Source organism: Phenylobacterium sp., assembly GCF_013911965.1.
Taxonomy (GTDB): Bacteria; Pseudomonadota; Alphaproteobacteria; order Caulobacterales; family Caulobacteraceae; genus Phenylobacterium.
Genome location: NZ_JACESE010000014.1, coordinates 64,454 through 89,441, shown reverse-complemented (window position 1 = coordinate 89,441; position 24,988 = coordinate 64,454). Strand labels below are relative to the sequence as shown.

Below are 24,988 nucleotides of genomic sequence, written 5' to 3'. Positions count from 1 at the left end.
CCACCGATGGTCACAGTCGCATCTTCTCCCGCGTCGGGGGCGCCACGGTTCCGAAGGGTGCTGCATGGCCTGGACATGACGCTGTTCACGGTCTGCGCCATTCTGGTCATCGACCAGCTGGCCGCCTCGGCCTCCATCGGCGTGCAGTCGATCTTCTGGTGGCTGCTGACGCTCGTCCTCTTCTTCATCCCCTACGGCCTGATCACCGCCGAACTGGGCAGCACCTATCCGCAGGAAGGGGGCATCTACGCCTGGGTGCGGCGCGCCTTCGGACCGCTCTGGGCCGGTCGCACGGCCTGGCTCTGGTGGGTGAACGTCGCCCTCTGGATGCCGTCCGTCTACATCCTCTTCGCCGGCGTCCTGGCCGAGCTCGTCGCCCCGGACATGGGCCTCTGGACGCAGATCGCGCTCACCCTCGGCCTGACCTGGCTCACCGTGGCGGTGAACATCGTCGCCCTGGACGTCAGCAAATGGATCCCGAACCTCGGGGCGGCCTTCAAGGCGATCATCATGCTGGCCATCGGCGCGGGCGGCGTCGCCTACGCCATGCGCCATGGCGTGGCCAACTCGTTCAGCCTTGAAAGCCTGCGGCCGCAATGGGGCGCCAGCCTCGCCTTCCTGCCGGTCATTCTCTACAACTTCCTCGGCTTCGAGCTGATGTCCGGGGCCGGCGAGGAGATGAAGGATCCGGCCCGCGACGTCCCGTGGGCGATCACGCGGGCGGGCGTGATCATCGCCTTCTTCTATGTCTTCGCCACGGTCGGCATCCTGCTGGCCCTGCCCGCCGACGAGGTGGGGCTGATCGAAGGGCTGACGGACACCTTCCGTCGCCTGTTCGGCGCGGGCCCCGCGGGCGAGGTCGTGGTCGGCGTGCTCGGCGCGATGGCCCTCTACACCTTCGTGGCCAACATGGTGACCTGGACCCTGGGCGCGAACCGCTCCGCGGCGGAGGCCGCCCGCCGGGGCGACCTGCCCGCCATCTTCGGCCGCCTGCATCCGAAGCACCAGACGCCGGCCAACGCCGCCGTGCTCGGCGGGCTGATCGCGACCGGCGTACTGCTCCTCTACGGCCTCCTGGCCGCCAACGCCGAGGATCTCTTCTGGACCACCTTCGCCTTCTCCTCGGTCGTCTTCCTGCTGCCTTACATCCTCCTCTTCCTCGCCTTCCTGAGGCTCCGGCGGATCGACGCCGACCTTGTCCGCCCCTATCGCGTGCCGGGGGGCGAAGGCGTGGCGTGGACCCTGAGCCTGCTCTGCATGGCCTTCGTCCTGCAGGCCATCGTCTTCTTCATCTACACGCCCGGCGCTTTCGACCCGGCCTATGCGGTCGCCGTCGGGGGCGGGGTGATCGTCACCCTGATCGTCGGCGAAGTCCTGGTGCGGACCGCCCTCGCCCGCAGGGGCCGCCCCGATGCCTAGGGTGTTGACCTCGACGCCGCGGCAGGACGGGTTCCGCATGCCCGCCGAGTGGGAGCCCCACGCCGGCTGCTGGATGCTCTGGCCGGAACGCTCCGACAACTGGCGCAACGGCGCCAAGCCGGCGCAGCACGCCTTCGCCGCGGTGGCGGCGGCGATTTCCGAGGGCGAACCGGTCACCGTCTGCGCCTCCCCGGGCGAGTACGCGGTCGCCCGCGAAATGCTCGACCCCGCCGTGAGGGTCGTCGAGATGACCAGCAACGACAGCTGGATTCGCGACTGCGGGCCGACCTTCGTCGTGAACGATCGCGGACTGGTGCGCGGGGTGGACTGGAAGTTCAACGCCTGGGGCGGTCTGGCGGACGGTCTCTACTTCCCCTGGGATCAGGACGACCTGGTGGGCGAGAAGGTGCTCGAACTGGAGCGAGACGACCGCTACGCGCCCGATTTCGTCCTGGAGGGAGGCTCGATCGACGTCGATGGCGAGGGCAGCGTCCTGGTCACCGAGGAATGCCTGCTGAACGTCGATCGCAATCCCCAGCTGGACCGCGCCGAGATCGAGACGATGCTGCGCGACTATCTGGGCGTCGAGGCGGTCCTCTGGCTGGGCCGAGGGGTCCATCTCGACGAAACCGACGGCCATGTGGACAATCTCTGCCGGTTCGTGGCCCCCGGCGAGGTGGTGCTGACCTGGACCGACGATCGTTCCGACCCGCAGTACGAGATCTCGGCCGACGCCCTGCGCCGGCTGGAGGGCTTTCGCGACGCCCGCGGGCGGCCGCTGAAGGTGCACAGGCTGCACCAGCCGGCCCGGCCCGTCGTGATCACCGCCGAGGAGGCGGCCGGGGTCGATCGTGTCCACGGGACGCTCCCGCGGCAGGCCGGCGACCGCATGGCGGCCTCCTACGTCAACTTCTACATCGCCAACGGCGTGGTGGTCGCCCCCCGGTTCGACGATCCGCACGACGCCAGGGCTCAGGCCAAGCTGGCCGAACTCTTTCCCACCCGACGCATCCTGACGACGCCCGGGCGGGAGATCCTGCTGGGCGGCGGCGGCATCCATTGCATCACCCAGCAGCAGCCGCTGGGTCGCCCCGTCGCCTCGGCCTGAGAGCCATGCCGATCGTCCTGGCCCTGGGCGGCAACGCTCTCCTGAGGCGCGGCGAGCCGCTCTCCGCCGAGGCCCAGCAGCGGAACATGCGCGCCGCGGCCGCGCCGCTGGCGCGCGCGTGCGAGGGGCGTCAGACGGCGATCGTCCACGGCAACGGACCGCAGGTGGGACTGCTGGCGCTCGAAACGGCGGCCTATGAGGCCGCGCCGCCGACGCCGCTCGACGTGCTGGGCGCCGAGTCGCAGGGCATGATCGGCTACCTCATCGCGCGGGAACTGCGGAACGCGGCCCCGCAACAGGCGACGGCGGCCCTGCTGACCCAGACCGTGGTGTCCGCCGACGACCCCGCCTTTGAAAGCCCGACCAAGCCGATCGGCCCCGTCTACGCCGCTTCGGAAGCCCCGCAGCTGCGTGCGCGAGGCTGGAGCCTCGCAGCCGACGGCGCGGGCGTGCGGCGCACGGTCCCCTCCCCCGCGCCGCTGGATGTGGTCGAGCTGCCGATCATCGCCCAGATGCTTGCGGCGGGGGTGACGGTGATCTGCGCCGGGGGCGGCGGGGTCCCCGTCCGCCGCACGCCGCAGGGCGACCTGGTCGGGGTTGAGGCGGTGATCGACAAGGACCTGACCGCAGCGCTTCTCGCCCTCCGGCTGGAGGCCGAGCGGCTCGTCATTCTCACCGATGTGGACGGGGTCTATCTCGACTGGGGCGCGCCCGACGCTCGCCGGCTCGATAACGCCTCCGTGCAGGAGTTGCGGAGCCTGACCTTCGCGCCCGGCTCGATGGGCCCGAAGGTGGCCGCGGCGTGCCGCTTCGCCGAGGCGACCGGACGAGCGGCCTTCATCGGCGCCCTGGCCGAGGCCGAGGCGGTCATCGCCGGGCGAGCCGGGACGCGCGTTCGCCCCTGAAGCCGTCGCTCCCGGCCTTTGCGACCGGAGCGCGACCGTCAGCCCGGCGTTCGGCCGAACCGCCGCGACAGGTCCAGGCTGCGCAGCAGGTCCTGCAGCGTGACGATGCCGACCACCGCGCCGGCGTGGACGACCGGCATGCGCGGGGTGTTCTGGCTGCGCATCCGCGTCATGACCGCCCCGGCGTCTTCCAGCAGCGTCGCGGCCGGAGTCTCGGCGGCCGGGCGGCAGATCTCGCCCACGGTCATCTGGGCCCAGCGGTCCCGCGGCTGCGCCAGGACGTCTTCCGGCGCGACCACGCCGATCCATCGCCCTTCGCGTTCCACGGGATAGAGGGCATGACGGCTGCCCAGCAGACGCTCGTCGATGAAGCGGTCGAGCGTGAAGCGGTCTGGCACGGTCTCCACGTCGCGGACCATCAGTTCGGCGATGGGACGGCCGGCCAGCATCCGCCGGGTGTCGAGGTCGGCGATGGCGCCGCGGGCGGCGCTGTGCAGGAAGAGGCCGATGAGGATCCACCAGAGCCCGCCCGCCGCGCCCTGGGTGAAGAGGACGAGGCCGCCCACCCCCATGAGCAGCAGGGCCAGCCCCTCGCCGGCGCGCGCGGCGATGCGGGTGGCCCTGTCCAGGTCGCCGGTCGCCATCCAGATCAGCGCCCGCAGGACCCGCCCGCCGTCGAGCGGATAGGCCGGCGCCATGTTAAAGCCGGCCAGGACAAGGTTCAGCGTGGCCAGATAGTCGAGCGCCATCTGAGCTCCGGCGAATTCCGGCCGCTGCTCCAGCAGCCCCGCCAGAGCGGCGAGAGACAGGCCGAAGACCATGCTGAAGGCCGGCCCGGCCACGGCCATGGCGAGTTCGGCGCGCGGGCGGGTCGGCTCCTCGCTGAGTTCCGCCACGCCGCCGAACAGGAAGAGGGTGATGCGGTCGACCCGCACGCCCATGGCGCGCCCGACGAGGGTGTGGGCCAGTTCGTGCAGGACGATGGACGCCCCCAGCCCCAGCACGATGAGCACCGCCGCGCCCCAGTAGGCGCCGCGCGGCAGTCCCTCGTGCACGGCCGGCAACATGCCGGCGGCGAGCGACCAGGCGAGGAAGAGGGCGAGAAGGATCCAGCTGACGTGGATGCGCACCGGAACGCCGAAGAGACGGAAGCTCCCGCTCGACGGGGATGGAGAACGCGTCATCGGCCTCACCTTGAGCCGTCGAAGGTTCGGGCGTCTTCGATCGGCATGGCCGCGCTCCCTCGTCTGCGGTTGACGAGGTTCGCCGGCGCGCGACCCGGCCGCCTTGAGCCGCATCAATCCGCCCTGCTCGCGCGAGGCCGTCTCGCTTCCGAGCCGTCGAAACCGGCCGGAACGCCCCGGACGGGCGCCCCGGCTTCACTTGTTCCGTCAGGCGGAATTCTTTTCCGAAACTGGTTCTTCTTGCGCGAGGTATGGCATAGAGGCCGCGACGGCCAGTCGGAGCGACTCTGTGGATCGAGCGGTTTCCCGCGCGTTTTGTTTGCTCGAAGTCCTCGCCAGCGCGAGCGAGCCGCTGCGCCTGACCGAGATCGCCGAGCTTTCCGGCCTTCAGAAGAGTACGGCGCACCGGATCCTGGCGACCCTGGTCGAGCTCGGCTATGCGCGGCAGGAGGCCTCGGGCCGCTACGCCGCGACGCTGCGGGCCTGGGAATTCGGGGCGCGTTCGGCCGCTCAGCTCCCGATCAAGCGGATTGCGGCCGGTTTCCTCCACGGCCTGCACCGGACCATCGGCGAGACGGTCAGCCTGACCCTGCTGTCGGGAACCGACGTGCTCTACCTGGACAAGATCATCGCCCCCCGGCCCGTTCGGTTTCGCACCCGCGTCGGCAGCCGCGTCCCCGCCGTGCTGACCGCCAGCGGCAAGGCGATCCTGAGCCAGCGGCCCGATGGCCCCGACCTGGTCCGGCGATCGGCGGAACAACAGGGATTGGATATCGCCGCCGTCGAGGCCGAGTTGGATGAAGCCCGGCGGCGGGGATATGCGCTCTCCGGCTACAGCCCCGGCGTCTCGAGCATCGGCGTCGCGGTTGGAGCCGGGGGCGCAGCCGCCGAGGCGGGACTCTCGGTCTCCGCCCCCGGCGAACGCCTGGCCGGCGAATCCCGCGATCGCGTGATCGAGGCGCTTCTGGAGGCCGGGGCGCGGATGAGCGAGGCGCTGGCCCGACCATGAACAGCCCCGCCCCCAAGGACATCACCGCCACCTTGAGCGCCTATGTCGCCGGCGCCTTGACGAGCCAACCGCCGCCCGCCCATCGCGAGATGGCCCGCCTGCACCTCCTCGACACCCTGGCCGCCATGGTGGCCTGCCGCGATCTGGAGCCGGCCGTCCTGGCGCGGACCTACGCCATCTCCCTCAGCGGCGGCTGCGGCGCGGCCACCCTGCTGGCGACGCGCCAGCGCGCCGGCCTGGTCGACGCCGCCTTCGCCAGCGCCATGACGGGACACGCGGCCGAGATCAATGACTTCATCCCCTCGGCCTTCGTCCAGCCCGGACCGGCGGTCGTGTCGGTCGCGCTCGCCGTCGCCGAGACGCGCGGGGCGAGCGGGGCGGCCCTGCTGCGCGCGGTCATGGCGGGCTACGAGCTGGCCGGCCGCGTGCCCAAGGCGCTCGGGCTGGGCAACCTCCGCCGGGCCGGGATCGCCAACCACGGGATCGGACCGCTGTTCGGTTCGGCGGCCGCGGCGGCCGCCCTCCTGCGTCTGAGCCCCGAGCAGATCGACGACGTCTGGACCTTCTGCGCCCAGCAGGCGGGCGGCTCCTGGCAGTGGCTGCTGGATGTGGAGCACATCGAAAAAGCCTTCGTCTTCGCCGGCATGGGCGCGCGGGACGGCCTGCACGCCGCCCTCATGGTCGAAGGCGGCTTCAGAGGCGTGCGCCAGGCGCTGGACCATCCGGCCGGCTGGTTGCGAAGCGGCGCCTTCGCCGGCGGCGACAGCGATCTGGCCTATCTGACGGACGCCTTGGGAGAACGGTCCGAACTGCCGCTGACGGCCTACAAGCGCTATCCGGTCGGCGGCCCCACCCAGCCGGCGGTCGAGGCGCTTCTGTCGCTGCTGCCGCGGATCGGCGGCGCGCCGGTCGAGGCGGTGCGGATCGAGATGCCGGGCCGCTGGGAAGCGTTCCGGGACGCGGCCATGCCGGCCCTGAACCTGCGCTATCTGACGGCCATCATCCTGATCGACGGCCATCTGGACTTCGTTTCGGCCCAGAGCCTGGCGCGGATGGCCGGCGACGGCGCGGTACGCGCCCTGATGGAGCGGGTGGAGATCGCGCACGATCCGGCGCAGGAGGCCGCGCCCGGAGAGCCGCGCACCGAGTCCGCCAGGGTCACCGTGCGCCTGGAAGGCGGCCGGCGGGAGAGCGCCTACACGCCCCACGTCCTGGGCTTTCCCTCCCATCCCATGGCCGCCGCCGACGTGGAGGCCAAGGCCCTGGAGCTGATGGCGCCGGGTCTGGGCGAGGGCCGCGCCCGGCAGGTCATCGCGGCGGTCGAGACCATCGAGGAGCTGGCCGAGGCGCGCGACCTGATCGAGCTGATCGCCCGCTAGCCGCACCGCCAAAGGAGTCGAGAGATGAGCCCCCTCACCCCGCCCGACCTCACCGAGGACCTCGTGGTCGTCGAGACCGCCCAGGGAAAGGTCCGCGGCCGCCGCCGCGACGGCGTCAGCATCTTCAAGGGGATGCGCTACGGCGCCGATACGGGCGGTCCCAATCGCTTTCGTCCGCCGCAGCCGGTCGCGCCCTGGAGCGGCGTGCAGGACGCCCTGGCCTTCGGCGACCAGTGTCCGCAGATGCGCGGCATGCTGGCCGACAAGGGGCCGATGAGCGAGGACTGCCTGCGGGTCAACGTCTGGACTCCAGGCGCCGACGCCGCCGGGCGGCCGGTCATGCTGTGGTTCCACGGCGGCGGCTTCGAGGCGGGCTCGGCCTCGCAGAAGGTCTATGACGGCACGCGGCTGACGTTACGCGGCGATGTGGTGGTGGTCACGATCAACCACCGCCTCAACGTCTACGGCCACTGCTATCTCGGCGACAGGATGGGCGAGGCCTATGCCGGGTCGGGCAACGCCGGCTATCTCGACCTGATCGCCGCCATGCGCTGGGTGCGCGAGAACATCGCCGCGTTCGGTGGCGACCCGGACAAGGTGACGATTTTCGGCCAGTCCGGCGGCGGGCGGAAGGTCAGCCTCTGCTACGCCGGCGCCGACGCCCAAGGCCTGTTCGCCCGCGGCATCGTGCAGAGCGGCTCCCACCTGCGCATCCAGACGCCCGAGCAGGCGACGCGGCTGACCGACGCGCTCCTGGCTCAGCTCGAGATCGCCCCGGCCGACATCGGCAAGCTGCTCGAGGTCCCGGTGGAGACGCTCACCCGGGCGCAGCTGCGGGTGATGCGCGAGACCCGCTCGCGATTCTCGCCGGTGCTCGACGGCCTGGCCTTCACCGAGCATCCCTTCCTGCCCCAGGCGCCCGCGCGCTCCAGCGCTCTGCCGATGATGGTCGGCACGACCCGCACGGAGCTCTCCAACCAGCTCGGCTACGAGGACGGCGCCTTCGACCTGGACATGGCCGAGCTCCGTCGCCGGCTGGCCCGCTTCGTCCCCTCTGAGGACGTCGAGGACGCCATCGCCACCTTCCGGGGCTCCAATCCCGGCGCGTCGCCCTCGGAGCTCTATTTCACCATCGCTTCGGCGCGCGGCTATGTGCTGGACGCGACGATCATGGCCGAGCAGCGGGTGCGCGCCGGCGCCGCGCCCACCTATCTCTACCAGCTCACCTGGCGATCGCCGGCCGACGGCGGCAAGCACATCAGCCAGCACACGCTCGACCTGCCCTTCATGTTCGACAATGTCGCCGCCGCCACCCACCTGACCGGGCCGGAGAGCGAGGAGACGCGCGCCATGGCCCGCGCCATGGCCGACACCTGGATCAGCTTCGCCCGCACCGGCGACCCCAACAACGCCGCGATTCCCGAGTGGCGGCCGTACGACCTGACCGATCGCCCGACCCTGCTGTTCGAGGTCCCGCCGCGCCTGGCGAGCGACCCCTGCGCCGCCGAACGGGAATTCATGAGCCGCTACGAGACCCAGCAGATGGGTCGCACCCTGCACCGCTGAGCCGGAGGAGACCTTCCATGACCACCGATCGCCGATCCTTCATCGCCGCCGGCGGCGCCGCCCTGGGGCTCGCCGCCGCGGGTCCCGTCCGGGCCGCCGAGGACAGGCTCTTCCCCATCGTGGAAACCGCCGAGGGCAAGGTCCGCGGTGTCAGCTCCGGCGGGATCGCCGTCTTCAAGGGCCTGCGCTACGGCGCGGACTCCTCCGGCGCCAACCGCTTCCTGCCGCCGCAGCCGGTCCAGCCCTGGAGCGGCGTCCGCGACGCCTTCGACTACGGCAACATCGCCCCGCAGATCCCCGGCAACCGGCGGCACGTCTATGCCGACCTGATCCTGAACGACCTCCAGCCCGGCGGCATGGGCGAGGACTGCCTGGTCCTGAACCTGTGGACGCCGGAGCCCAACGCCAACCGCAAGCGGCCGGTCATCGTGCGCTTCCACGGCGGCGGCTTCTATGGCGGTTCGTCCAACAATCCCGGCGGCGACGGCGAGATGCTGGCCCGCTTCGGCGACTGCGTGGTGGTGACGGTCAATCACCGGCTGAGCGCGCTCGGCTATCTCTATCTGGGCGACGACGGCCCCTTCGCCGACTCCGGCGCCGCGGGCATGGCCGACCTGGTCGCCTCGCTGCAGTGGGTGGCGCGCAATGTGGAGGCCTTCGGCGGCGACCCGGCGCGGGTGATGATCGTCGGCCAGTCCGGCGGCGGGGCGAAGGTGAGCCACCTGATGGCCATGCCCGCGGCCAAGGGCCTGTTCTCCAGCGCCGGCGTCATGAGCGGCTCGGCCCTGACCTCCATGACCCGCGAGCAGGCGGACAAGGCCTCGGCCCAGCTGCTGCAGCGCCTGGGCCTGCGCCGCGACCAGGTGAAGGCGCTGCAGGCCGTGCCCTTCACGACCCTGCTGGCCGCCCAGGCCGATGTGGAGGCCGACGAGCGCCGCCGGGGCGAGGCGCCGCGCTCCTTCGCGCCCGTGCTCGGCGACCTCATCCCGCACCACCCGTTCACGCCGGGCGCGCCGGAGGAGTCGCGGGACATCCCGCTCGTGGTCTCCACCGCCCTGGACGAGCGGACCTATCGTGAGACCCGGTTCGACATGAGCTGGGAAGAGGTTCTGGCCACCCTGCAGAAGCGCGTCGGCGAGGACGCCCAGATGCTGCTGGACGCCTATCGCGACGAGACGCCATCGGCGACGCCCTTCATCATCAACGCCCGCATCGCCAGCGACACCTATTTCCGCCTGGCCGCCAACACCATGCTGGAGCGCCGGGTCGCCGCCGGCGGCGCGCCGACCTGGGCCTATCTGTGGGAGGCGCCCAGTCCGGCCTTCGACGGCCGCTATGGCGCGGTGCACGGGATCGACGTCGCCTATTCCATGCACGACATCCGCTTTCCCCTGGCCGGCCCGACGCGGGACAACCTGCGGCTGGCCGACGAGATCGCGAGCGGCTGGGTGGCGCTGGCCGGCTCCGGCGATCCGAACAATCCCAAGACGCCGGACTGGCCGGCCTATGACCTGGTCGATCGCACGACCCTCGTCTTCGGCCACCCGACCCGTGCGGAGAAGGATCCGCGCGGCTTCTTCCGGGAGTACTGGGCCAAGCGGGCGGCGGCGCGCGCCGCCTGACCCGACCTCAGCCTGCGGCCGGCTCCAGGTGGCGCTTCCAGAAGGCCAGCCAGGAGTCGCGCTCGTGGGCCGGGATCTCCACGTGACGGCCGGGATTGACGTGCATCGTCTTCTCGGTCGAGCCGAAGGCGTCGAAGAGGGCGATCCCCTGCTCGCGCTTCATCAGCTCGTCCTCCCACTGGTAGACGAACATCAGGGGGATGCGGATCTGCTCGGCGGCCGCCTTGTGATCCTCCAGCCCTGGGAAGACGCCGAACAGGCCGAAGATGGCGCAGGCGATCCGGGGCTCGGCGGCGACGAACGGCACGCCGAAGCGGGTCCCCATGGAGACGCCCCAGTAGCCGACCTTGTGGTCCGACCCCACGGAGTCCAGAGCCTGGGCGGCGTCCAGGGCGGCCTTCCATTCGGCCACCACCTTGTCCACCGTCGCCGGGTCGCGAGAGATCTTCGGCCGCTCGCCCTGCGGCAGGGCGCGGCCCTCCTGGGCGGCGCGGCCGGCGGCGAGCGCCGCCTCGCGGGCCTTCTGAGCCGCCTCGCGGCTGATGCGGTCGCCGTGGCCGGGCGCGTCGATGGCCAGCGTGGCGTAGCCGAGTTCACGGGCGTGGGCGACCGCCGCGGCCGAGAGATTGGGCGCCTTCTTGTGCTGTGAGCCGCCGTGGCCCAGCAGGATCAGGGGCCGGGAGCCCTTCGCTCCCTCCGGGGCCCAGACGCAGCCGGGCACGGTGTCGCCGTTGACCTGCAGCCGGAACTCCCGCCGCGTCACCCCGCCCTCGGTCTTTTCGCCGATGAAGTCCATGCCGTTTCCTCCGCTCGCTCTTGTCCGGCTCAGCCCGCTGCGCCCACGGGGTCGGGCAGGCCCAGGATGCGCTTGGCGATGATGTTGTTCTGGATCTCGTAGGAGCCGGCATAGATGGTCGAGGCCTTGCCCGAGAGCCATTCGCGCGTGTTGGCCAGCGCCTCGGCGCTGAAGCTCTCGCCCTCCCAGCCCAGGCCGCCCGAGCCGTAGATCTCCAGCAGCAGCTCGGCGCGGGTCTGGTTCACCACCGAGGACACGTTCTTCAGGATGGAGGTCGCGGCGCTCGGCCCGGCGCCCTTCGACTCGGCTGCGGCCCGGTCCATGGTCAGGCGCAGCAGCTTCTTGTCCATCAGGTGCTCCGTCAGCCGGCGGCGCAGGTCCGGATCGGCCAGACGACCGGAAGCGTCGAGACCGACCGCCTCGGCCGCCACCTGGTTCAGGGGCCGCCCCTCCCCCGGCCGCGCCGGAGCGTCCTCGCTGCGCTGGCGCTCGTACTGCAGGAGCCGCTTGCCCACCGTCCAGCCGCCGTTCAGGGGGCCAAGCAGGTTCTCCTTGGGGACCTTCACGTCGGTGAAGAAGGTTTCGCAGAAGGGCGAGGAGCCGGAAATCAGCCGGATGGGCCGCACCTCGATCCCGGGCGAGCGCATGTCGATCATCAGGAAGCTGATGCCTTCGTGCTTCTTCGTCGTGTCGGTCCGCACCAGGCAGAAGCACCAGTCGGCGTACTGCGCCCCGGAGGTCCAGATCTTCTGGCCGTTCACCAGGAAGTGGTCGCCCCTGTCCTCGGCGCGGGTCTGGAGCGAGGCGAGGTCGGAGCCCGCGCCCGGTTCCGAATAGCCCTGGCACCAGCGCAGTTCGCCTCGCGCGATGGGCGGGATATGGCGCTGCTTCTGCGCCTCGGTCCCATATTCGAGCAGGGTGGGGCCGAACATGCGCACGCCCATGCTCCAGCCGATGGGGTTCCAGCCGCCCGCCCACCGGATCTCCTCGCGCACCACGCGCGCCTGCGCCGGTGAGAGGCCGCCGCCGCCATATTCGGCCGGCCAGGTCGGCACGCCCCACCCCTTGGCGCAGAGCCGCTGCTTCCAGATCTCGAAGGCCTCGGTGTCGTCCGGATCACGCTGGCCGATGACGGGCGCCCGACCCGCCAGCTGCTTGGGGAAGTTCGCCTCGACCCAGGCGCGAGCCTCTGCGCGGAGGTCGTCGAGTTCGGTCGTCATGGCGGCCCTCCCACAGTCTTACGGCGCATCGGATCACCTTCGGTTAGATGGTAGTGGTGCGACCGTCAACAATCACACCCGGCGGGCGCAAGGTTGTGGATGGTGCGATGCGGTAAGGAGCCGGCGGCGCAACCGATGTTGCCAGCCGGGCGTCCATATGTATTGGTGTCATCGTCAATAGCAGGCGGGAGGAGTTTCAGATGGCGCCCTATGCGAGCGGCCGCGTGTTCCACGACGCCGACAGCCATGTGATGGAGCCGGCCGACTGGCTGGTGAACTATGCGGACGGCCCCCTCCTGGAACACCTGAAGCAGCGCAGGTCCGCCGAGCGGATCGAGAGCCAGGTGGCCGCCGCACGCAAACGGGCCGAAGACCCGGAGGCGGGCCGCCAGGCCGCCGAGAACCTGATCGCCGGCCCCAAGGGGTGGATCGCCTACGGCGCCTTCGATGCGGCCGAGCGCAGGCGCGCCCTGGACGAACTCGGCTTCTCCCGCCAGCTGGTCTTCGCCACCTCCTCCCTCGCCCACTTCCGCGACGCCAAGGCGCCCGAGGTGAAGCTCGCCGGCGCCCGGGCGCACAATCGCGCCATGGCGGCCTTCTGCGCCGACGAGCGCCTGATCGGCGTCGGCTTCGTGCCGCTGGACGATCCGGATCAGGCGGTCGAACTGGCCCGCGAAGCCATCGATCTCGGCTGCGGCGCGCTCTGGGTGCCCTCGACGCCCGCCGGCGACCGCTCGCCCAGCCACCCGGACCTCGACCCGTTCTGGACCCTTCTGGCCGAGCGGCGCGTGCCCTTCATGCTGCACATCGGCCAAGGCTCCCGCGTGCTGCCGAAGCAGTACAACAACAACGGCAAGCCGCGGTCGCCGGATCTGCACGGCGGCGGCGAGAACCTGCGCTTCCAGGACTTCGTCGTCCTGCCCTTCTCGGCCCAGATGTTCCTGGCGGCGCTCGTCTATGACGGCCTCTTCGACCGCGTGCCCGACCTGCGGGGCGGGGTGATCGAATTCGGCGCGGCCTGGGTGCCGGGCTTCCTGCGCCAGCTCGACCTCGGCTATCGCAGCTTCTCCAAGACCGATCCGCAGCTGAAGGCCCTGGCGCTGAAGCCGTCGGAATACATGCGCAAGCACGTCAAGTTCACGCCGTTCCCCGGCGAGGACGCGGGCTATCTGATCAAGGACGCGGGCGCAGAGCTGTTCCTCTTCTCCAGCGACTATCCCCATCCGGAGGGGACGAACGACCCCATCGGACGGTTCGAGCGCACCTTCGCCGACATCGGCGAGGATGCGCGCGAGCGCTTCTACAGCCGCAACTTCGAAGAAATGATGGGCGCCTTCTGAAGCGTCCGCAGCAGGGGAGGATCGCCATGGGCGACGTCATCCAGGGCCGCGTGATCGAGGGCGACTACCGGACGCCTCACAACGGCTTTCAGCAGGCTCCAGGCTCCATCCACAACGACGAGGTGGCCTCCAAGCTCGGCTTCAAGGGCGGCACGGTGCCAGGCTCGGTCCATATGGATCAGTTCGCGCCCATGCTGGTCGAGACCTATGGCGCCGACTGGTTCGCCGGCGGGAACATGTCGCTGCACTTCACCCAGGCCACGGTCGATCGGGAGGAGGTGCGTGCGGTGATGGAGGTCGCCGAACCCCGCTCCCGCCTGACCATGTTCAACCGCGAGGGTGCGCAGATCTGCGTCGGCACCGCCGGCGCGGCGACGCGCGATCCGATCTCCGAGCTCTCCCGCCGGATGGCCGCCCAGGGCCAGGCCGCCCCGGGCGCCCTGCGGATCCTGGCCGGCTACGCCGTGGGCGACACGACCGCCGACATCCCCATGCGCATCGAGCGGGAGGCGCTGGAGAAGGCGCTCGGCCGCATCACCGAGCGCCTGCCCCTTTACGACGAGGGGGTCCTCCCCCCCTCTCACCTCGTGCGGCTGGCCCATATCAGCCGCCCCACGGTTCTGGCCAAGGTGAACCAGTCCGTGGGCCTCTTTGGCGCGCTGGAAATCCGGATCGCGAAGGGACCGCTGAAGGCGGGCCACGACTATGTCGGCCGGACCACCATGCTGAAGCTCACCGAAAGCCCCAAAACGGAGAACGCCTGGTACGACGTCGACATCGCCGACGCCGCGACGGGCGAGGACGTGGCGACCGTCACCTTCATGATCCGCTTCATGAAGGCCTCCTCGCCGCTCTGGGCCGCCGCCTGACCGGCTGGATCGGCGCGCGCCCCTGGCCTAGCCTGACGCCATGGCCGCGCCGATCCCCGACGTCACGCCCCCCGACGTCCCCGCCGACGACCCGCCGCCCGCGCTGACGCGCGAGGCGCTCTACGAGCTTGTCTGGACGACGCCGCTCTCCACCCTCGCCGAGCGGTGGGGACTGAGCCGCAACGGGCTCGCCAAGATCTGCGACCGGCTGCTGGTGCCCTATCCCGGCCGGGGCTACTGGAACACCCGCCGCGCCGAGCGGCCGCCCCTGCCGCCGGCGCCTGCGGGCGGCGAGGCGGGGCTCGACCTCGCCGCGCCGGCCGGGCGCGCGAGGCGGGCGCGCACGCGCCTGTCGCCCGAGGCGCGCCGCGAGCAGCTGATGGAGACGGCCGCCGCGGTCATCGCCCGCGAGGGCCTGCACGCGGCCACGATGAAACGCATCGCCCGCGAAGCCGGTCTGTCGGAGGCGCAGGCGCACAATCACTTTCCCCGCCGCACCGACCTGCTGGTCGCCCTGGCGCGCCGCGAGCTCGCAGCGATGAACGACGAGCGGCAGGCCGAGATCGAGCGCGGGCACGACAACCTCACCCGGGTGACGCTGTCGACCCTGGCCTATCTGCGGCAGGTCGAGCAGCGCGGCGCCCTCATCCAGCGCCTGCTGAACAGCGCCGAGGTGCGCGCCGGCCTGCGCGCCGAGCGGGAACAGCAGAGAGGCTATTCCCGCCGGCGCATGACCGATCGACTGACCACGCAGTACGGCGTCGAGGCCGACCTGGCGCGCGGCGCCACGGTGGTGCTGACGGCGGTCTGCCTGCGCGCCGGACGCCTGCTGGCCGAGCGCAAGATCCCTCTGGCCATGGCCGAGCGGCTGAGCCTGGCCATCGTCACCGCCGGAAACCGCGAAATCGTGCGGGAGCCCGGGCTCAGCCGTCCTCGGGACTGAGGGCGCGCAGGGAAGAGCCGATCAGCCGGGCGGTCAGCTCGCGGCCGCGCTCCAGGCTGAGATCGCCGGCCTTCGCCATTCGGCCGGCCTCCTCCGGGATCGTGGTCATGAGACTGAGCGCGGCCACCGCCTCCTTCGCGGAGAGGCGCAGGTCCCGGCGGGCCGCGCGGGCCAGGCGTCGCGAAATCCGATCGCGCTGGCGCTCGGTCTCCGCATCGACGCGCCCGGCCATGAAGGGGTCGCGAAGGACGATGTGGACGACCGGACCGGCCGCTGCGACGTCGCGGAAATAGAGGTCGGCGCAGGCCAGGGCCGCGGCCGTAAGGTCGGGCTCGGCCGCCGCCTGCGCCAGCCCTGCGGCCATCATCGCCTCCATCCGCCGTGACAGCACCGCATTGGCCAAGGCGTGCTGGTCGGGAAAATAGGCGTAGATCAGCGCCTTGCTGATCCCCGCGGCGCGGCCGAGTTCGTCCAGCGGCAGCGGCAGCCCGCCATGGACCTGCAAGAGCGCTTCGGCGGCGTCGAGGATCTGGGCGCGCCGAACTTCCGGCGGAAGCCGCGCCCGCCCCGTCGTCTGCGCCCTTGCGGAGTTCATCTGCGGATTTGTGCGCCCCGCGCGCGGCCGGCGCAAGCCGCCGCTCCTGGGCGTCGAAGCTAGTGACATTGGCACCACTAGTGGCATAGTGGCCCGGCACGTGACCCATTCGGACGGGCGCAGGCCATGCCGACGCCCGTCCGCCTTTCTTTGAAGCATTTATCGGGTCCGGGCCCTGGAAGGCGCCGCTGAAGAGCGCCCCGCCCGGATCAGGGAGAGACGCGATGGCGGGACGGCTCGACGAGACGGCCGCGGCGGAACTGCACGCCCTGGCCATGGAGGGGATGGCGCCGGCCTTCTGGGCCCGGCGGCAGCCGGACAAGACGGCCGTTTACGAGATGTCCGGGCCGACCCGCACGTTCGGCGGCCTGAACGCCAACGCCAATCGCATCGCCCGGCTGATGCGCGAGCACGGCCTGGCGCCGGGCGACGCGGTGGCGCTCGTCTGCCCGAACCGCGCGGAGTTCGCTGACGTGCTGTTCGGCTGCCAGCGCGCCGGCCTGCGCATGACGCCGGTCAATTGGCACATGACGCCCGACGAGATCGCCTATGTGATCGACAACTGCGAGGCCAGGGCTCTGTTCGCCGACGCCGCCGTCCCCGGCCTCGACAAGGCGGCCGCCCAGTGCCCGGACCTGAAGGTGAAGGTGGCCATCGGCGGCCCCCTGGAGGACTTCCTCGACTATGAGGCCGCCCTGGCGTCCCAGTCCGGCGAGGACATCGCCGACCCGGTGCGCGGCCACACCATGCTCTATTCGTCGGGCACGACCGGACGGCCCAAGGGCGTCTACAAGCCCAACGCCCCGGTCCCGACCTACGACCCGGCCTATCAGGACGACGACGTCCACTTCTGCACCGGCCCGGCCTATCACGCCTCGCCCATGGCCGGAGACGTGCGCAAGGCCCTGGTCAATGGCGTGCCCACCGTCCTGCTCGACAGGTGGGACAACGAGAAGGTGCTGGCCGCCATCGCGCGTCACCGGGTGACCCGCAGCCATTTCGTGCCGATCATGTTCCAGCGCCTGCTCGGCCTGCCGGAGGAGGTCCGGACCCGCTACGATCTCAGCTCCCTGCGACGCATCTCCCACGGGGCGGCGCCCTGCCCGCCGGAGGTGAAGCAGGCCATGATCGAATGGCTGGGCCCGGTGCTGTTCGAATACTACGCCGGATCGGAGGGCGGCGTCGGCTTCTGGGTGACCTCCCAGGACTGGCTGAAGAAGCCGGGCACGGTCGGCAGGCGGCCCGATCCGGAGGCGGCCAAGATCCTCGACGAGGCGGGGAACGAACTGCCGCCGGGCGTCCCCGGCGCCATCTACATGCGGCTCGCCGACCAGGGCGGCTTCGAATACTTCAAGGACAGCGCCAAGACCGACGCCGGCCGCCGCGACGGCTACTTCACCATGGGCGACGTCGGCTATTTCGACGAGGACGGCTATCTCTTCCTCACCGGCCGCAGCGCCGAGACGATCATCGTCGGCGGCGTGAACATCTACCCCCAGGAGATCGACAACGAGCTGATCAAGCACCCGGCGGTCGCCGACTCCTGCACCGTCGGCGTGCCGCACGAGGAGTACGGCGAGGAGGTGCGCGCCGTCATCGAACTCGCGCCGGGTTACGCTCCGTCCGAAGCGCTGAAGGACGAGATCCTGGCCTATGCGCGCACGGCGGTGGCCAAGTACAAGGTTCCGCGCGGCGTCGACTTCGTCGAGCGCCTGCCGCGCAGCGAAGCCGGCAAGATCCAGCGCAACAGGGTCCGCGCGCCCTACTGGGAAGGCCGCGCCCGGGCGATCTGAGGCCGCCGTCGTCGTCCGTCGAAACGAGGCCGGCTGTCCGCGCGCGCGCCTAGACCGCCTCCTCGGCCACAAGGTGCTGGAGAACGCGCTTTTCGAGGACCAGAAACGCGCCAGCATTATTGGTCCGCATGACCAGCCCCTCGGCCAGGGGCCTCGCCGCCTCGCGCACGGCGCCGGCCAGCTCCCGGAAGGCCTCACGCCCCTCCCCGGCCACGCCATGCAGGGCGCACAGCTGACGCCAGTCCTGCACGAAGCTCTCCAGAAGCCGTTCGAACCTGGCGGCGCGGGCCCGGTGCTCGGGCGTGTCCGCGGCGAGGGCGATCTCCGTGCGCAGGTCGCCCACCAGAAGCTCCACCTCGGCGGCCGGCATCACCGCCGAGCGCGCGTTGCGCTCGGTCAGCAGTCGAGGCCGCGCCGCCGGATTCCAGGCCACGGTGCGCCACTGGTCGCGCGGCGGCGGCTCGCTGCAGGCGAAGCGCCAGAAGGCGGCGGTGCCTGTGGTGTCGGCCACCAGATGGATGCGGTCAGCCTGGGCGCCGTTCTCCACATGGTGCCGGCGCCAGTTGTCGAAGATCCAGGCCTCGCCCGCGGCCATGTGGACCGACTGTCCGTCACAGTGGAAGCGCACCTCCGGCCGCGTGAACACCGGGATGTGCAGCCTGACCCGCGTGTGCCAGTGGTAGTTGATGTCGGCGTGCTCCGGCACGCCCACGCCGGGCGCCAGGCGCATCAGCCGCGAACGGCTCCACACCACGCCGAAGCCGGCGAGGACCTGGCGCAGATAGGGCGAGCCGGCGAGCCAGGGCGTCGGCAGCATCTGGCCGTGCACCGAGTCCGTCTCTCCGCCGCCGGCGCTGATCAGGCGCGCCGCGCTGTTGCCGGCCAACCCGTCGGGATGGGGAACCCAGGCCTCCGGCGGCAGGGCCGCGACCTCCGCCTGCAGGCGGTCGACGTCGAACAGGACGGGAAGCTGGAAGAAGGGGCGCGACAGACGCATGCCTCAGTCCCTGTATCTCGTGACGGCGTCGCCGAGGGCGTCCCTGAGGGGCGACAGCCACGCCGCATAGTTCTTCCACTGCGTCAGGCCCTCCCGGCCGATCGGCTGGCGCACCTGTTCGGAACTGGGCGTGCGGACGCTGCGACGGGTTTCGTGGAAGGCCAGGCAGGCGGGTTCGAAGGCCAAGCCGCAGTGGGCGAGCATGCGCCGGACGTTCGCCCCAAGATCCTCGACGAGGTTCTCGTAGCTCAACCGCAGGACCCGCCCGGGCAGGACCCGGTCCCAGTGCGCCATCAGGTCGAGATAGGCTCGGTAGTGGCGCGCGATGTCCTCGAGCCCGTAGCTGAACTCCTGATGCGTCGTCCCAAAAAGCTGCTTGAAGTTACTGAATCCGCAGGCCATCGGCTCGCGTCGCACATCGATGATGGTGGCCCCTGGGAGGATCAGCTGGATCAGGCCGATGTGCCAGAAGTTGTTCGGCGCCTTGTCGATGAACCGGGGCCGGCCGAGCCGGCGATACACGGCCGTGTCGGCGAGGAAGCGTTCCCCCAGGGCGCGCACCTGCGCCCTGTCCAGCCGCAGGATCGCGGCGGGATCGAGGGACAGGCGGCAATCGGGGTCGTATCCGCACAGTTCGCCGGCGTAGCGGTCGATCTCGGTCAGCTCCTGCGTGCCTTCCACGGCCGAATGTGAGGCCAGGATCTGCTCCACGAGGGTCGATCCCGAACGCGGCAGGCCGACGACGAAGATCGGGGCCGGATCCGGCGCACCCCACCCGCTCCGCTCGGCGAACACCTGGGCGGTGAAGACCTGCTTCAGCCGGTCGACGCAGGCCTCGGCGGTCTCGGCGCGATAGCGGCCGGCCGCGCGCCGGATGGCGGCGCCGCGTTCGTAGTTGCGCCAGGAGGCTTCGTAGTCGCCGCGATCCTCCAGCGCCTTGCCGAGCGCGAAGGCGAGATAGACGTGGTCCATGTCCGGCAGGTCCGGCCTTGCCTGCGCCGCCTGCATCCGGGCGATCTCCGCATCGGTGAAGCGGTAGGTCTTCAGGTTGGCGAGGCTGAACCAGGCGACGCCGTTATCCGGCCGCGCCGCCAGGGATGCGCGGTAGTCGGCGACCGCTTCGGCCTGACGACCGGCGACCTTGAGCGCGTTGGCCCGCCACAGATGGAGGTCGGCGGCCTCCGCCGGGGTCTTGCATCCCGCCGCCAGCAGACGGGCATAGAGGTCGATCACCGGCTCGTGGTCGCCCAGGGCGACGCAGGCCGCGGCGTACTGCTTGACGTGATCGCGGTCGTCCGGGTCGTGGGCGAGCAGGCGCTCGGCCTGCCGGCGCGCCTCCAGCGGCTTGCCCCCCTGCAGGAGCGCGATGGCGTAGTCCAGCCGCGCCTCATGATAGTCGGGCGCCCGTTGGAGCAGGGCGCGCAGCAGGGCTTCCGCCTCGTCCAGTCCGTCCTGCTCGATCCGGAGACGCGCCAGAAGGCGCCAGGCGCCGGCATTGGCCGGATCATTCCGCAGATAGGCCCGGATCACCGTCTCGGCCGGCGCCAGGTCGCCGTCGGCATAGAGGCTGTTGGCCGCCACCACCTCCGGCGGAAGCTGCTCGAGCAGGGCCCGCCGTTGAGCGGCCTCGGCCGCCGCGGCCGGGTCGCCGCGCAGGCGGTGCAGCTGCGCCAGCATGTCCCAGGCGGCTGGCAGGGTCGGGTTCAGGCGCACCGCCGTCTGCAGGGCGGCGAGCGCAGCCGGCAGATCCCCGCGCAGGACGTGGCAATGGCCAAGCTCCTGATAACCGCGGCTGAACCGGGGGTGGAGGTCCTGCAGCCGTCCGAGGACTTCGAGCGCCTCGGCCAGGCGCTGGCGGGCGCGCAGCGCCCGGGCCTCCTGGAGAAGCGCCTCGCGGTCCGGCGCGCCGGGACGCGGCGAGACCGGGGCGTTCACCGCGACACCGCCTGACGCAGCAAGGGCGCCAGCCAGTCGGGGTCGGGCTGGTCGGCGTCGTAGTACTCGAAGATCAGGTGGATGCGGTCGGTCCCGCCGGTGTTCTTCACCCAATGGGGACCGAGATTGTCGACCTCCACCGCCTCGCCCGGCGGGAAATGGCGCGCCTCGCCGCCGAAGAAGCAGAGCACGCCGGCATTGGTCAGCAGCGGCACGTGGATCTTGTGAGGCCATCTGGCCGCGGGATTGGCGTCGACATGGGGGTGGATCACGCCGCCAGGCCGCATGCGGGCCAGCATGACCCGGGGAAAGACCCCCCGCCCATAGCCATAGGGGCGCACCGCCGCGTCCAGCACCGGCGCCAGCAGGGGACGCCACTGCGGCCAGGCCGGGCGGTCGTGCGAGCCGCGCCAGTCGAGGGGATTGTCGACGAAGCGGAAAACGATGTGGCGGGTGTCGTCCAACACTCCGAACCGGTTGGGCTTGGCCTGATCCTCAGTGCGCCACACCGCCTCTGGGATCGCCAGGACCGCGGCCCGCAGGGCCTCGATGTCGACGGGCCCCAGGTTGCGGACCCCGGCCGTCTTGCGCGGATTGGCCGAAAGCTGCAGCGGCGGGGGGCTCATCTCGGCCCCTCGAAATCGTAGCCGAACAGGTCCAGGTCCCGCCGGTAGCGGGCGGCCACCGCATCGACCAGGGCGGGATCGTAGTAGCGGCGGTAGTCACCGTGCTGGCTGGCGTTGACGCGGTCCAGCCGCCGCGCGGGTATGCCGATCCGGGCGCAGATCGCCTCGTATGAGGCCTGCATCTCCTCCACCCGGCCGATCATGTCGGTCAGCAGGGTCTCGCCGTCCTCGTCCACGAGCAGCGAGGCCTGGGGCTGGAAGAGGACGTGGTGCTCGGGCGGGTCGCGGAACAGGAAGTGGCGCATCATCTCTTTCGGCCGCTGCTGGAAGAGGTCGCCGCCGCGCAGCATGAAGGCGCAGTAGGAGACGAAGCGGTCGAACGGATTGCGCACGAAGGCGAACTTCAGATAGCCGCCGAAGGCCGCCTCGCCGAGATAGGGCCGCACCTGGCGCAGGGCGAGGTGACCGTGGCGGATGGCGGCCAGGTCCGCCCAGGGGAAGCGCTTGTCGACGAACAGGCCCACCTGTTCGAGATCCTCCTCCCCCAGCTGTTCGCGCAGGGCCTGGCGCACCGCGTGGGTGCCGGTCTTGGGCACGGCGGCGAAGACGAAGCGGCGCCGGTGGGAGATGATCATGGGCTTCGGGACACGAAGGGGGCGCCCGCCTCCGGATCGAGACGGGCGCCGAGCCTAGCGTGGGTTCGTGTCAGAACCTGTAGCTGGCCCCGACCATGTAGGTCGTGCCGCTCTGGTTCTGGTTATAGAGGTAGCGGTTCTGGCCCCAGAACTGGGTGTCCTTCTCGTTGGTCAGGTTGACCGCGTCGAAGGTGATCTGGAGGTCGTCGGTGACGTTGTAGAAGGCCGCGGCGTCCACATAGGCGCCGCCTTCGAAGCCGCGGGTGCTGGCGCTCATCACGCTGTCATTGCGGCCCGTGTACCACTTGTCGCGGTGGTTGAGCGAGGCGCGCGCGCCCCACCGGGCGGTCTCGTAGAAGACGGTGGCGTTGTAGCTGGTCTTCGAGATGCCCGTCAGCGCCTCGTCGGCGTCGACATAGGTATAGTTGGCCACCACGCCCAGGCCGTTGAACGGCGCCGGCAGGAAGGTGAGCTGGCTCTGGGCGGCCAGCTCCACCCCGGTCAGCCGCTTCGTGCCCTCGATATTGGTCGGCATCGAGAACTCGGAGACGATCGAATTGGCGGTCGCGCCGGGAATGGTGGTGTAGGGAACGCCGGTTTCGCTGAAGGGCACGTTCTCCAGCCGCTCGGTCCCGATGAAGTTCTCGATCTTCTTGTGGAAGACGCTGGCCGACAGCAGACCCGTCTGGGCGAAGTAGTACTCGACGGCGAGGTCCAGCGTGAGGTCCTTGTAGGGCTTCAGGTCGGGGTTGCCGCGCGAGGCGGTGATCTCGCCGGTGTCCGGATCCTGGAAGGCGCTGCCCTCGGCCGCCATGGAGCTCAGGCCCGGACGGTTGAGGTTCTGGGTGGCGGAGAAGCGGACCAGCACTTCGGGCGTCAGCTCCAGCACGGTGTTCATCGCCGGCAGGACGCCTTCGTAGCCGCCCTCGACGTCCGCCGTGCCCAGATAGGCGTAGCTGTCGCCCTGGATCCAGCCGACGCTGCGGGTGTCGGTGCTGTAGCCGCGCAGGCCGACATTGCCGCGGAAGCGCTTGCCGAACAGATCGCTGTCCCAATCGGCCTGCACGAAGCCGGAATAGGTCTCCTCGGTCGTCTCGTAGACGTTCTCGATGTCCTGCAGCGCCCCGCCCGTGCCGTCGGCGTTCGGCCCGAAGCGGTGGTACTCGTTGTACTTCTCGAAGGCCTTGCCGTAGTCGCCGACCAGCCACGAGCCGAACTCGTTGGAGAAGACGTAGGTGATGTCGCCCACCGAGGTGCCGCGGGTCTTGTCGCGCGTTCCGTTGACGTTGTCGTCGTAGAACATGTCGATGCCCTGCTGACGGAACTTGTGGTAGGCGACGCCCGCCCGGAGGGTCCAGACGTCGTTCAGCTCGTAGCGGGCGTTCAGCTCGGCCTCGTGCAGCTCCGATTCATTGTTGAAGCCGCGGTAGTAGAAGGAGTCCATCGCGTAGGTGGACGCGTCCGTGGGGTCCCAGCCGGGCGTGGAGAACGCGGCGGAGCGGCCGTCGGCGCCGTAGTTGGCGATCTGGTTGCCCTTGGCCCGCATGTAGAGCTTGTCGTCATAGGGCGTGTCGTAGGTGGACTTCTCCCAGCCCACGTGGCCGTCCAGGGTCAGGCGGTCGGTGAGCCCCCACTCCCCGGTCAGGACGACCTGGTTGAAACGGTTCTCGTTCAGCGAGCGGCGGTGTTCGCTGCCGAAGGTCGTGCCGGTCACGTCGGTCATGGTGACGTAGTTGTCGGCGTCCCAGGCGATGTCGTTGATGACCGAGGCGGTCTGGAACATGGATGGCCAGACGCCGCCGGCCGGGGTGTCGAAGGAAACCGAGCCGGACGAGGCCAGCGGCCGCGTGGCCAGGTGCAGCTCTTCGCGCTGGGTGGTGAACTCGCCGCGCAGCACGTCGAGCGTCAGTTCCACATTGTCGGCCGGCCGCCACTGGACCGCCGCCGTCAGGCCCAGGCGCTCCTGCTCGGCGTTCCAGGACGAGATGCGGTTGCCGTCGGCGAAGTAGAGGTCGCCCGACAGGAACTTGGCCCGCTCGTCGGCGCTCAGGCCCGAGATGTCGAGGCCGCGGGTGACCAGCGACTGCATCGTCGAGGCGCTGGGCTTGGTGTAGTTGTAGGTGTTGTGGCCCTGCTCGGTGGTCTCGCGCTTGCTGTAGGCGACCGAGAAGGCGACGCCGAAGGTGTCGTCCCAGTTGTGGCTGAAGAGGGCGGCGATGCGCGGCTGGGCGTCCTCGGTGTATTCGTTGGTGCCGAGCTTGAAGGTCACCGCGCCCTTGCTGCCCACGCCATAGTCGAAGGGCTTGCCGGTGAAGAGGCCGACCGTGCCGGCCATGCCGCCTTCCTTCTGAGCCGCCTGATAGGTCTTCTCGACCTCCACGCGCGAGAACAGCTCCGAAGCGAAGATGTTGAAGTCGAAGGCGCGGTCACGGGACCGCTGGCCGCGGCTGTCCTGGGCGGAGTCGACATTGCCCAGCACTTCCATGCCGTTGAGCTGCACGCGGGCGAAGTCGGGGCCGAGACCGCGCAGCGAGATGCGCCGGCCCTCGCCGGCTTCGCGCGTGATCTGCACGCCGGGCAGCCGCTGCAGGGATTCCGCCAGGTTCAGGTCCGGGAACTTGGCCATGTCCTCGGCGACGATGGCGTCCACCTGGATGACCGACTCCTGCTTGATGTCACGAGCCTCGCCGAGCGACTTGCGGTAGCCGGTGACCACCAGCTCGTCCACCTCGTTGCCGGCGGCGTCCTGCGCAAGCGCATCGGTCGAGCAGGCCCCGGCCGCGACGACCGAGGCGGTGGCGAGCAAGAGCGTCTTGAAGTCCGGGCGCGCGGCGCGGCCGGCATGTCGCTTCAACATGAATTATCCCCCGAGAGACTGGTGTGACCCAAATCGCTGGCTCGCGGGACGCGGCGTCTGAGGCCGGTCCCTTTGCGAGCCGCAGACCGATTAGGCGCGGACCGTCTCAGTCGTGTGACGGTTTGAGGGGTTTATGTTGAAATGTGTGGGTTCTTGTGGGTTTGCCCAACATCGGCCCGCTGGGCCGCGA

At 70.5% G+C, this 24,988-nt stretch carries 20 protein-coding genes; 11 read left to right on the top strand and 9 right to left on the bottom strand.

Annotated features, from left to right (window positions below):
- The first annotated feature begins 75 nt into the window (after positions 1-75).
- From H2041_RS14550 to H2041_RS14540, 3 genes are read left to right on the top strand one after another with little or no spacing between them, the layout of a single operon-like run.
- On the top strand, positions 76-1,419 hold the full coding sequence (locus H2041_RS14550; RefSeq protein WP_293413814.1) for an APC family permease: 1,344 nt from the start codon (positions 76-78) through the stop codon (positions 1,417-1,419).
- A complete protein-coding gene (gene aguA, locus H2041_RS14545) occupies positions 1,412-2,527 on the top strand; it encodes an agmatine deiminase (RefSeq protein ID WP_293413813.1) in 1,116 nt (371 codons plus the stop codon). The genes H2041_RS14550 and aguA overlap by 8 nt, the downstream gene beginning before the upstream one ends.
- 5 nt (positions 2,528-2,532) lie before the next feature.
- The gene (locus tag H2041_RS14540; protein WP_293413811.1) at positions 2,533-3,432 is read left to right on the top strand and encodes a carbamate kinase; all 900 of its coding nucleotides are present in this window, start codon (positions 2,533-2,535) and stop codon (positions 3,430-3,432) included.
- Positions 3,433-3,470: 38 nt separating this feature from the next.
- Here the strand turns inward: H2041_RS14540 and H2041_RS14535 are convergent, their stop codons facing one another.
- Positions 3,471-4,616, bottom strand: a complete 1,146-nt coding sequence (locus H2041_RS14535) for a site-2 protease family protein (protein ID WP_293413809.1) — start codon at positions 4,614-4,616, stop codon at positions 3,471-3,473.
- Between the two features lie 289 nt (positions 4,617-4,905).
- On the opposite strand from H2041_RS14535, the gene H2041_RS14530 reads away from it, so the two are divergent.
- Genes H2041_RS14530 through H2041_RS14515 form a run of 4 tightly spaced genes read left to right on the top strand, consistent with a single transcriptional unit; the run spans position 4,906 to position 10,192 of the window.
- Entirely contained in the window at positions 4,906-5,625 is a 720-nt protein-coding gene (locus H2041_RS14530) for an IclR family transcriptional regulator (RefSeq protein ID WP_293413844.1), read from the top strand.
- Complete coding sequence (locus H2041_RS14525; RefSeq protein ID WP_293413808.1) at positions 5,622-7,004, top strand: MmgE/PrpD family protein; 1,383 nt, start codon at positions 5,622-5,624, stop codon at positions 7,002-7,004. Before H2041_RS14530 ends, H2041_RS14525 begins: the two co-directional genes overlap by 4 nt.
- Before the next feature lie 24 nt (positions 7,005-7,028).
- Complete coding sequence (locus tag H2041_RS14520) at positions 7,029-8,570, top strand: carboxylesterase family protein (protein ID WP_293413806.1); 1,542 nt, start codon at positions 7,029-7,031, stop codon at positions 8,568-8,570.
- Between the two features lie 17 nt (positions 8,571-8,587).
- Positions 8,588-10,192, top strand: coding sequence for a carboxylesterase family protein (locus H2041_RS14515; RefSeq protein ID WP_293413804.1), 1,605 nt, complete (start codon positions 8,588-8,590; stop codon positions 10,190-10,192).
- A 7-nt stretch (positions 10,193-10,199) separates the two neighbouring features.
- Here the strand turns inward: H2041_RS14515 and H2041_RS14510 are convergent, their stop codons facing one another.
- Positions 10,200-10,988, bottom strand: coding sequence for a dienelactone hydrolase family protein (locus H2041_RS14510; RefSeq protein WP_293413802.1), 789 nt, complete (start codon positions 10,986-10,988; stop codon positions 10,200-10,202).
- Between the two features lie 29 nt (positions 10,989-11,017).
- On the bottom strand, positions 11,018-12,208 hold the full coding sequence (locus H2041_RS14505; RefSeq protein ID WP_293413800.1) for an acyl-CoA dehydrogenase family protein: 1,191 nt from the start codon (positions 12,206-12,208) through the stop codon (positions 11,018-11,020).
- Between the two features lie 200 nt (positions 12,209-12,408).
- On the opposite strand from H2041_RS14505, the gene H2041_RS14500 reads away from it, so the two are divergent.
- The 3 genes from H2041_RS14500 to H2041_RS14490 are packed head-to-tail and all read left to right on the top strand — an operon-like array spanning position 12,409 to position 15,360.
- Entirely contained in the window at positions 12,409-13,548 is a 1,140-nt protein-coding gene (locus H2041_RS14500; RefSeq protein ID WP_293413798.1) for an amidohydrolase family protein, read from the top strand.
- Positions 13,549-13,574: 26 nt separating this feature from the next.
- Complete coding sequence (locus H2041_RS14495; protein ID WP_293413796.1) at positions 13,575-14,417, top strand: hypothetical protein; 843 nt, start codon at positions 13,575-13,577, stop codon at positions 14,415-14,417.
- Between the two features lie 40 nt (positions 14,418-14,457).
- On the top strand, positions 14,458-15,360 hold the full coding sequence (locus H2041_RS14490) for a TetR/AcrR family transcriptional regulator (protein WP_293413794.1): 903 nt from the start codon (positions 14,458-14,460) through the stop codon (positions 15,358-15,360).
- Here the strand turns inward: H2041_RS14490 and H2041_RS14485 are convergent.
- Positions 15,341-15,955, bottom strand: a complete 615-nt coding sequence (locus H2041_RS14485; protein WP_293413792.1) for a TetR/AcrR family transcriptional regulator — start codon at positions 15,953-15,955, stop codon at positions 15,341-15,343. The genes H2041_RS14490 and H2041_RS14485 overlap by 20 nt on opposite strands.
- Positions 15,956-16,179: 224 nt before the next feature.
- Here H2041_RS14485 and H2041_RS14480 point away from each other — a divergent pair, with 224 nt between their 5' ends.
- On the top strand, positions 16,180-17,748 hold the full coding sequence (locus H2041_RS14480; protein WP_293413790.1) for an AMP-binding protein: 1,569 nt from the start codon (positions 16,180-16,182) through the stop codon (positions 17,746-17,748).
- 49 nt (positions 17,749-17,797) lie between these two features.
- On the opposite strand, the gene H2041_RS14475 is transcribed toward H2041_RS14480, so the two are convergent.
- The 5 genes from H2041_RS14475 to H2041_RS14455 form a co-directional block, all read right to left on the bottom strand.
- Positions 17,798-18,745 (bottom strand): aspartyl/asparaginyl beta-hydroxylase domain-containing protein, encoded by a 948-nt coding sequence (locus H2041_RS14475; protein ID WP_293413788.1) that lies wholly within the window; start codon positions 18,743-18,745, stop codon positions 17,798-17,800.
- A gap of 3 nt (positions 18,746-18,748) precedes the next feature.
- A complete protein-coding gene (locus tag H2041_RS14470) occupies positions 18,749-20,680 on the bottom strand; it encodes a tetratricopeptide repeat-containing sulfotransferase family protein (RefSeq protein WP_293413786.1) in 1,932 nt (643 codons plus the stop codon).
- Positions 20,677-21,306 carry an aspartyl/asparaginyl beta-hydroxylase domain-containing protein gene (locus H2041_RS14465; protein ID WP_293413784.1) on the bottom strand — a complete coding sequence of 210 codons (630 nt, stop codon included), beginning with the start codon at positions 21,304-21,306 and terminating at the stop codon, positions 20,677-20,679. Before H2041_RS14465 ends, H2041_RS14470 begins: the two co-directional genes overlap by 4 nt.
- Entirely contained in the window at positions 21,303-21,941 is a 639-nt protein-coding gene (locus tag H2041_RS14460; RefSeq protein WP_293413782.1) for a sulfotransferase family 2 domain-containing protein, read from the bottom strand. Before H2041_RS14460 ends, H2041_RS14465 begins: the two co-directional genes overlap by 4 nt.
- A 70-nt stretch (positions 21,942-22,011) precedes the next feature.
- Positions 22,012-24,798, bottom strand: coding sequence for a TonB-dependent receptor (locus tag H2041_RS14455; protein ID WP_293413780.1), 2,787 nt, complete (start codon positions 24,796-24,798; stop codon positions 22,012-22,014).
- Between the last annotated feature and the right edge of the window lie 190 nt (positions 24,799-24,988).

Excerpts from the sequence above, each read along its gene's own strand:
- H2041_RS14490 (WP_293413794.1), top strand. The coding sequence starts at position 14,458 with ATGGCCGCGCCGATCCCCGACGTCACGCCCCCCGACGTCCCCGCCGAC.
- H2041_RS14465 (WP_293413784.1), bottom strand. The coding sequence starts at position 21,306 with ATGAGCCCCCCGCCGCTGCAGCTTTCGGCCAATCCGCGCAAGACGGCC.
- H2041_RS14460 (WP_293413782.1), bottom strand. The coding sequence starts at position 21,941 with ATGATCATCTCCCACCGGCGCCGCTTCGTCTTCGCCGCCGTGCCCAAG.
- H2041_RS14515 (WP_293413804.1), top strand. The coding sequence starts at position 8,588 with ATGACCACCGATCGCCGATCCTTCATCGCCGCCGGCGGCGCCGCCCTG.
- aguA (WP_293413813.1), top strand. The coding sequence starts at position 1,412 with ATGCCTAGGGTGTTGACCTCGACGCCGCGGCAGGACGGGTTCCGCATG.
- H2041_RS14525 (WP_293413808.1), top strand. The coding sequence starts at position 5,622 with ATGAACAGCCCCGCCCCCAAGGACATCACCGCCACCTTGAGCGCCTAT.
- H2041_RS14475 (WP_293413788.1), bottom strand. The coding sequence starts at position 18,745 with ATGCGTCTGTCGCGCCCCTTCTTCCAGCTTCCCGTCCTGTTCGACGTC.
- H2041_RS14505 (WP_293413800.1), bottom strand. The coding sequence starts at position 12,208 with ATGACGACCGAACTCGACGACCTCCGCGCAGAGGCTCGCGCCTGGGTC.
- H2041_RS14500 (WP_293413798.1), top strand. The coding sequence starts at position 12,409 with ATGGCGCCCTATGCGAGCGGCCGCGTGTTCCACGACGCCGACAGCCAT.
- H2041_RS14520 (WP_293413806.1), top strand. The coding sequence starts at position 7,029 with ATGAGCCCCCTCACCCCGCCCGACCTCACCGAGGACCTCGTGGTCGTC.
- H2041_RS14455 (WP_293413780.1), bottom strand. The coding sequence starts at position 24,798 with ATGTTGAAGCGACATGCCGGCCGCGCCGCGCGCCCGGACTTCAAGACG.
- H2041_RS14495 (WP_293413796.1), top strand. The coding sequence starts at position 13,575 with ATGGGCGACGTCATCCAGGGCCGCGTGATCGAGGGCGACTACCGGACG.
- H2041_RS14480 (WP_293413790.1), top strand. The coding sequence starts at position 16,180 with ATGGCGGGACGGCTCGACGAGACGGCCGCGGCGGAACTGCACGCCCTG.
- H2041_RS14550 (WP_293413814.1), top strand. The coding sequence starts at position 76 with ATGACGCTGTTCACGGTCTGCGCCATTCTGGTCATCGACCAGCTGGCC.
- H2041_RS14540 (WP_293413811.1), top strand. The coding sequence starts at position 2,533 with ATGCCGATCGTCCTGGCCCTGGGCGGCAACGCTCTCCTGAGGCGCGGC.
- H2041_RS14485 (WP_293413792.1), bottom strand. The coding sequence starts at position 15,955 with ATGAACTCCGCAAGGGCGCAGACGACGGGGCGGGCGCGGCTTCCGCCG.
- H2041_RS14535 (WP_293413809.1), bottom strand. The coding sequence starts at position 4,616 with ATGACGCGTTCTCCATCCCCGTCGAGCGGGAGCTTCCGTCTCTTCGGC.
- H2041_RS14510 (WP_293413802.1), bottom strand. The coding sequence starts at position 10,988 with ATGGACTTCATCGGCGAAAAGACCGAGGGCGGGGTGACGCGGCGGGAG.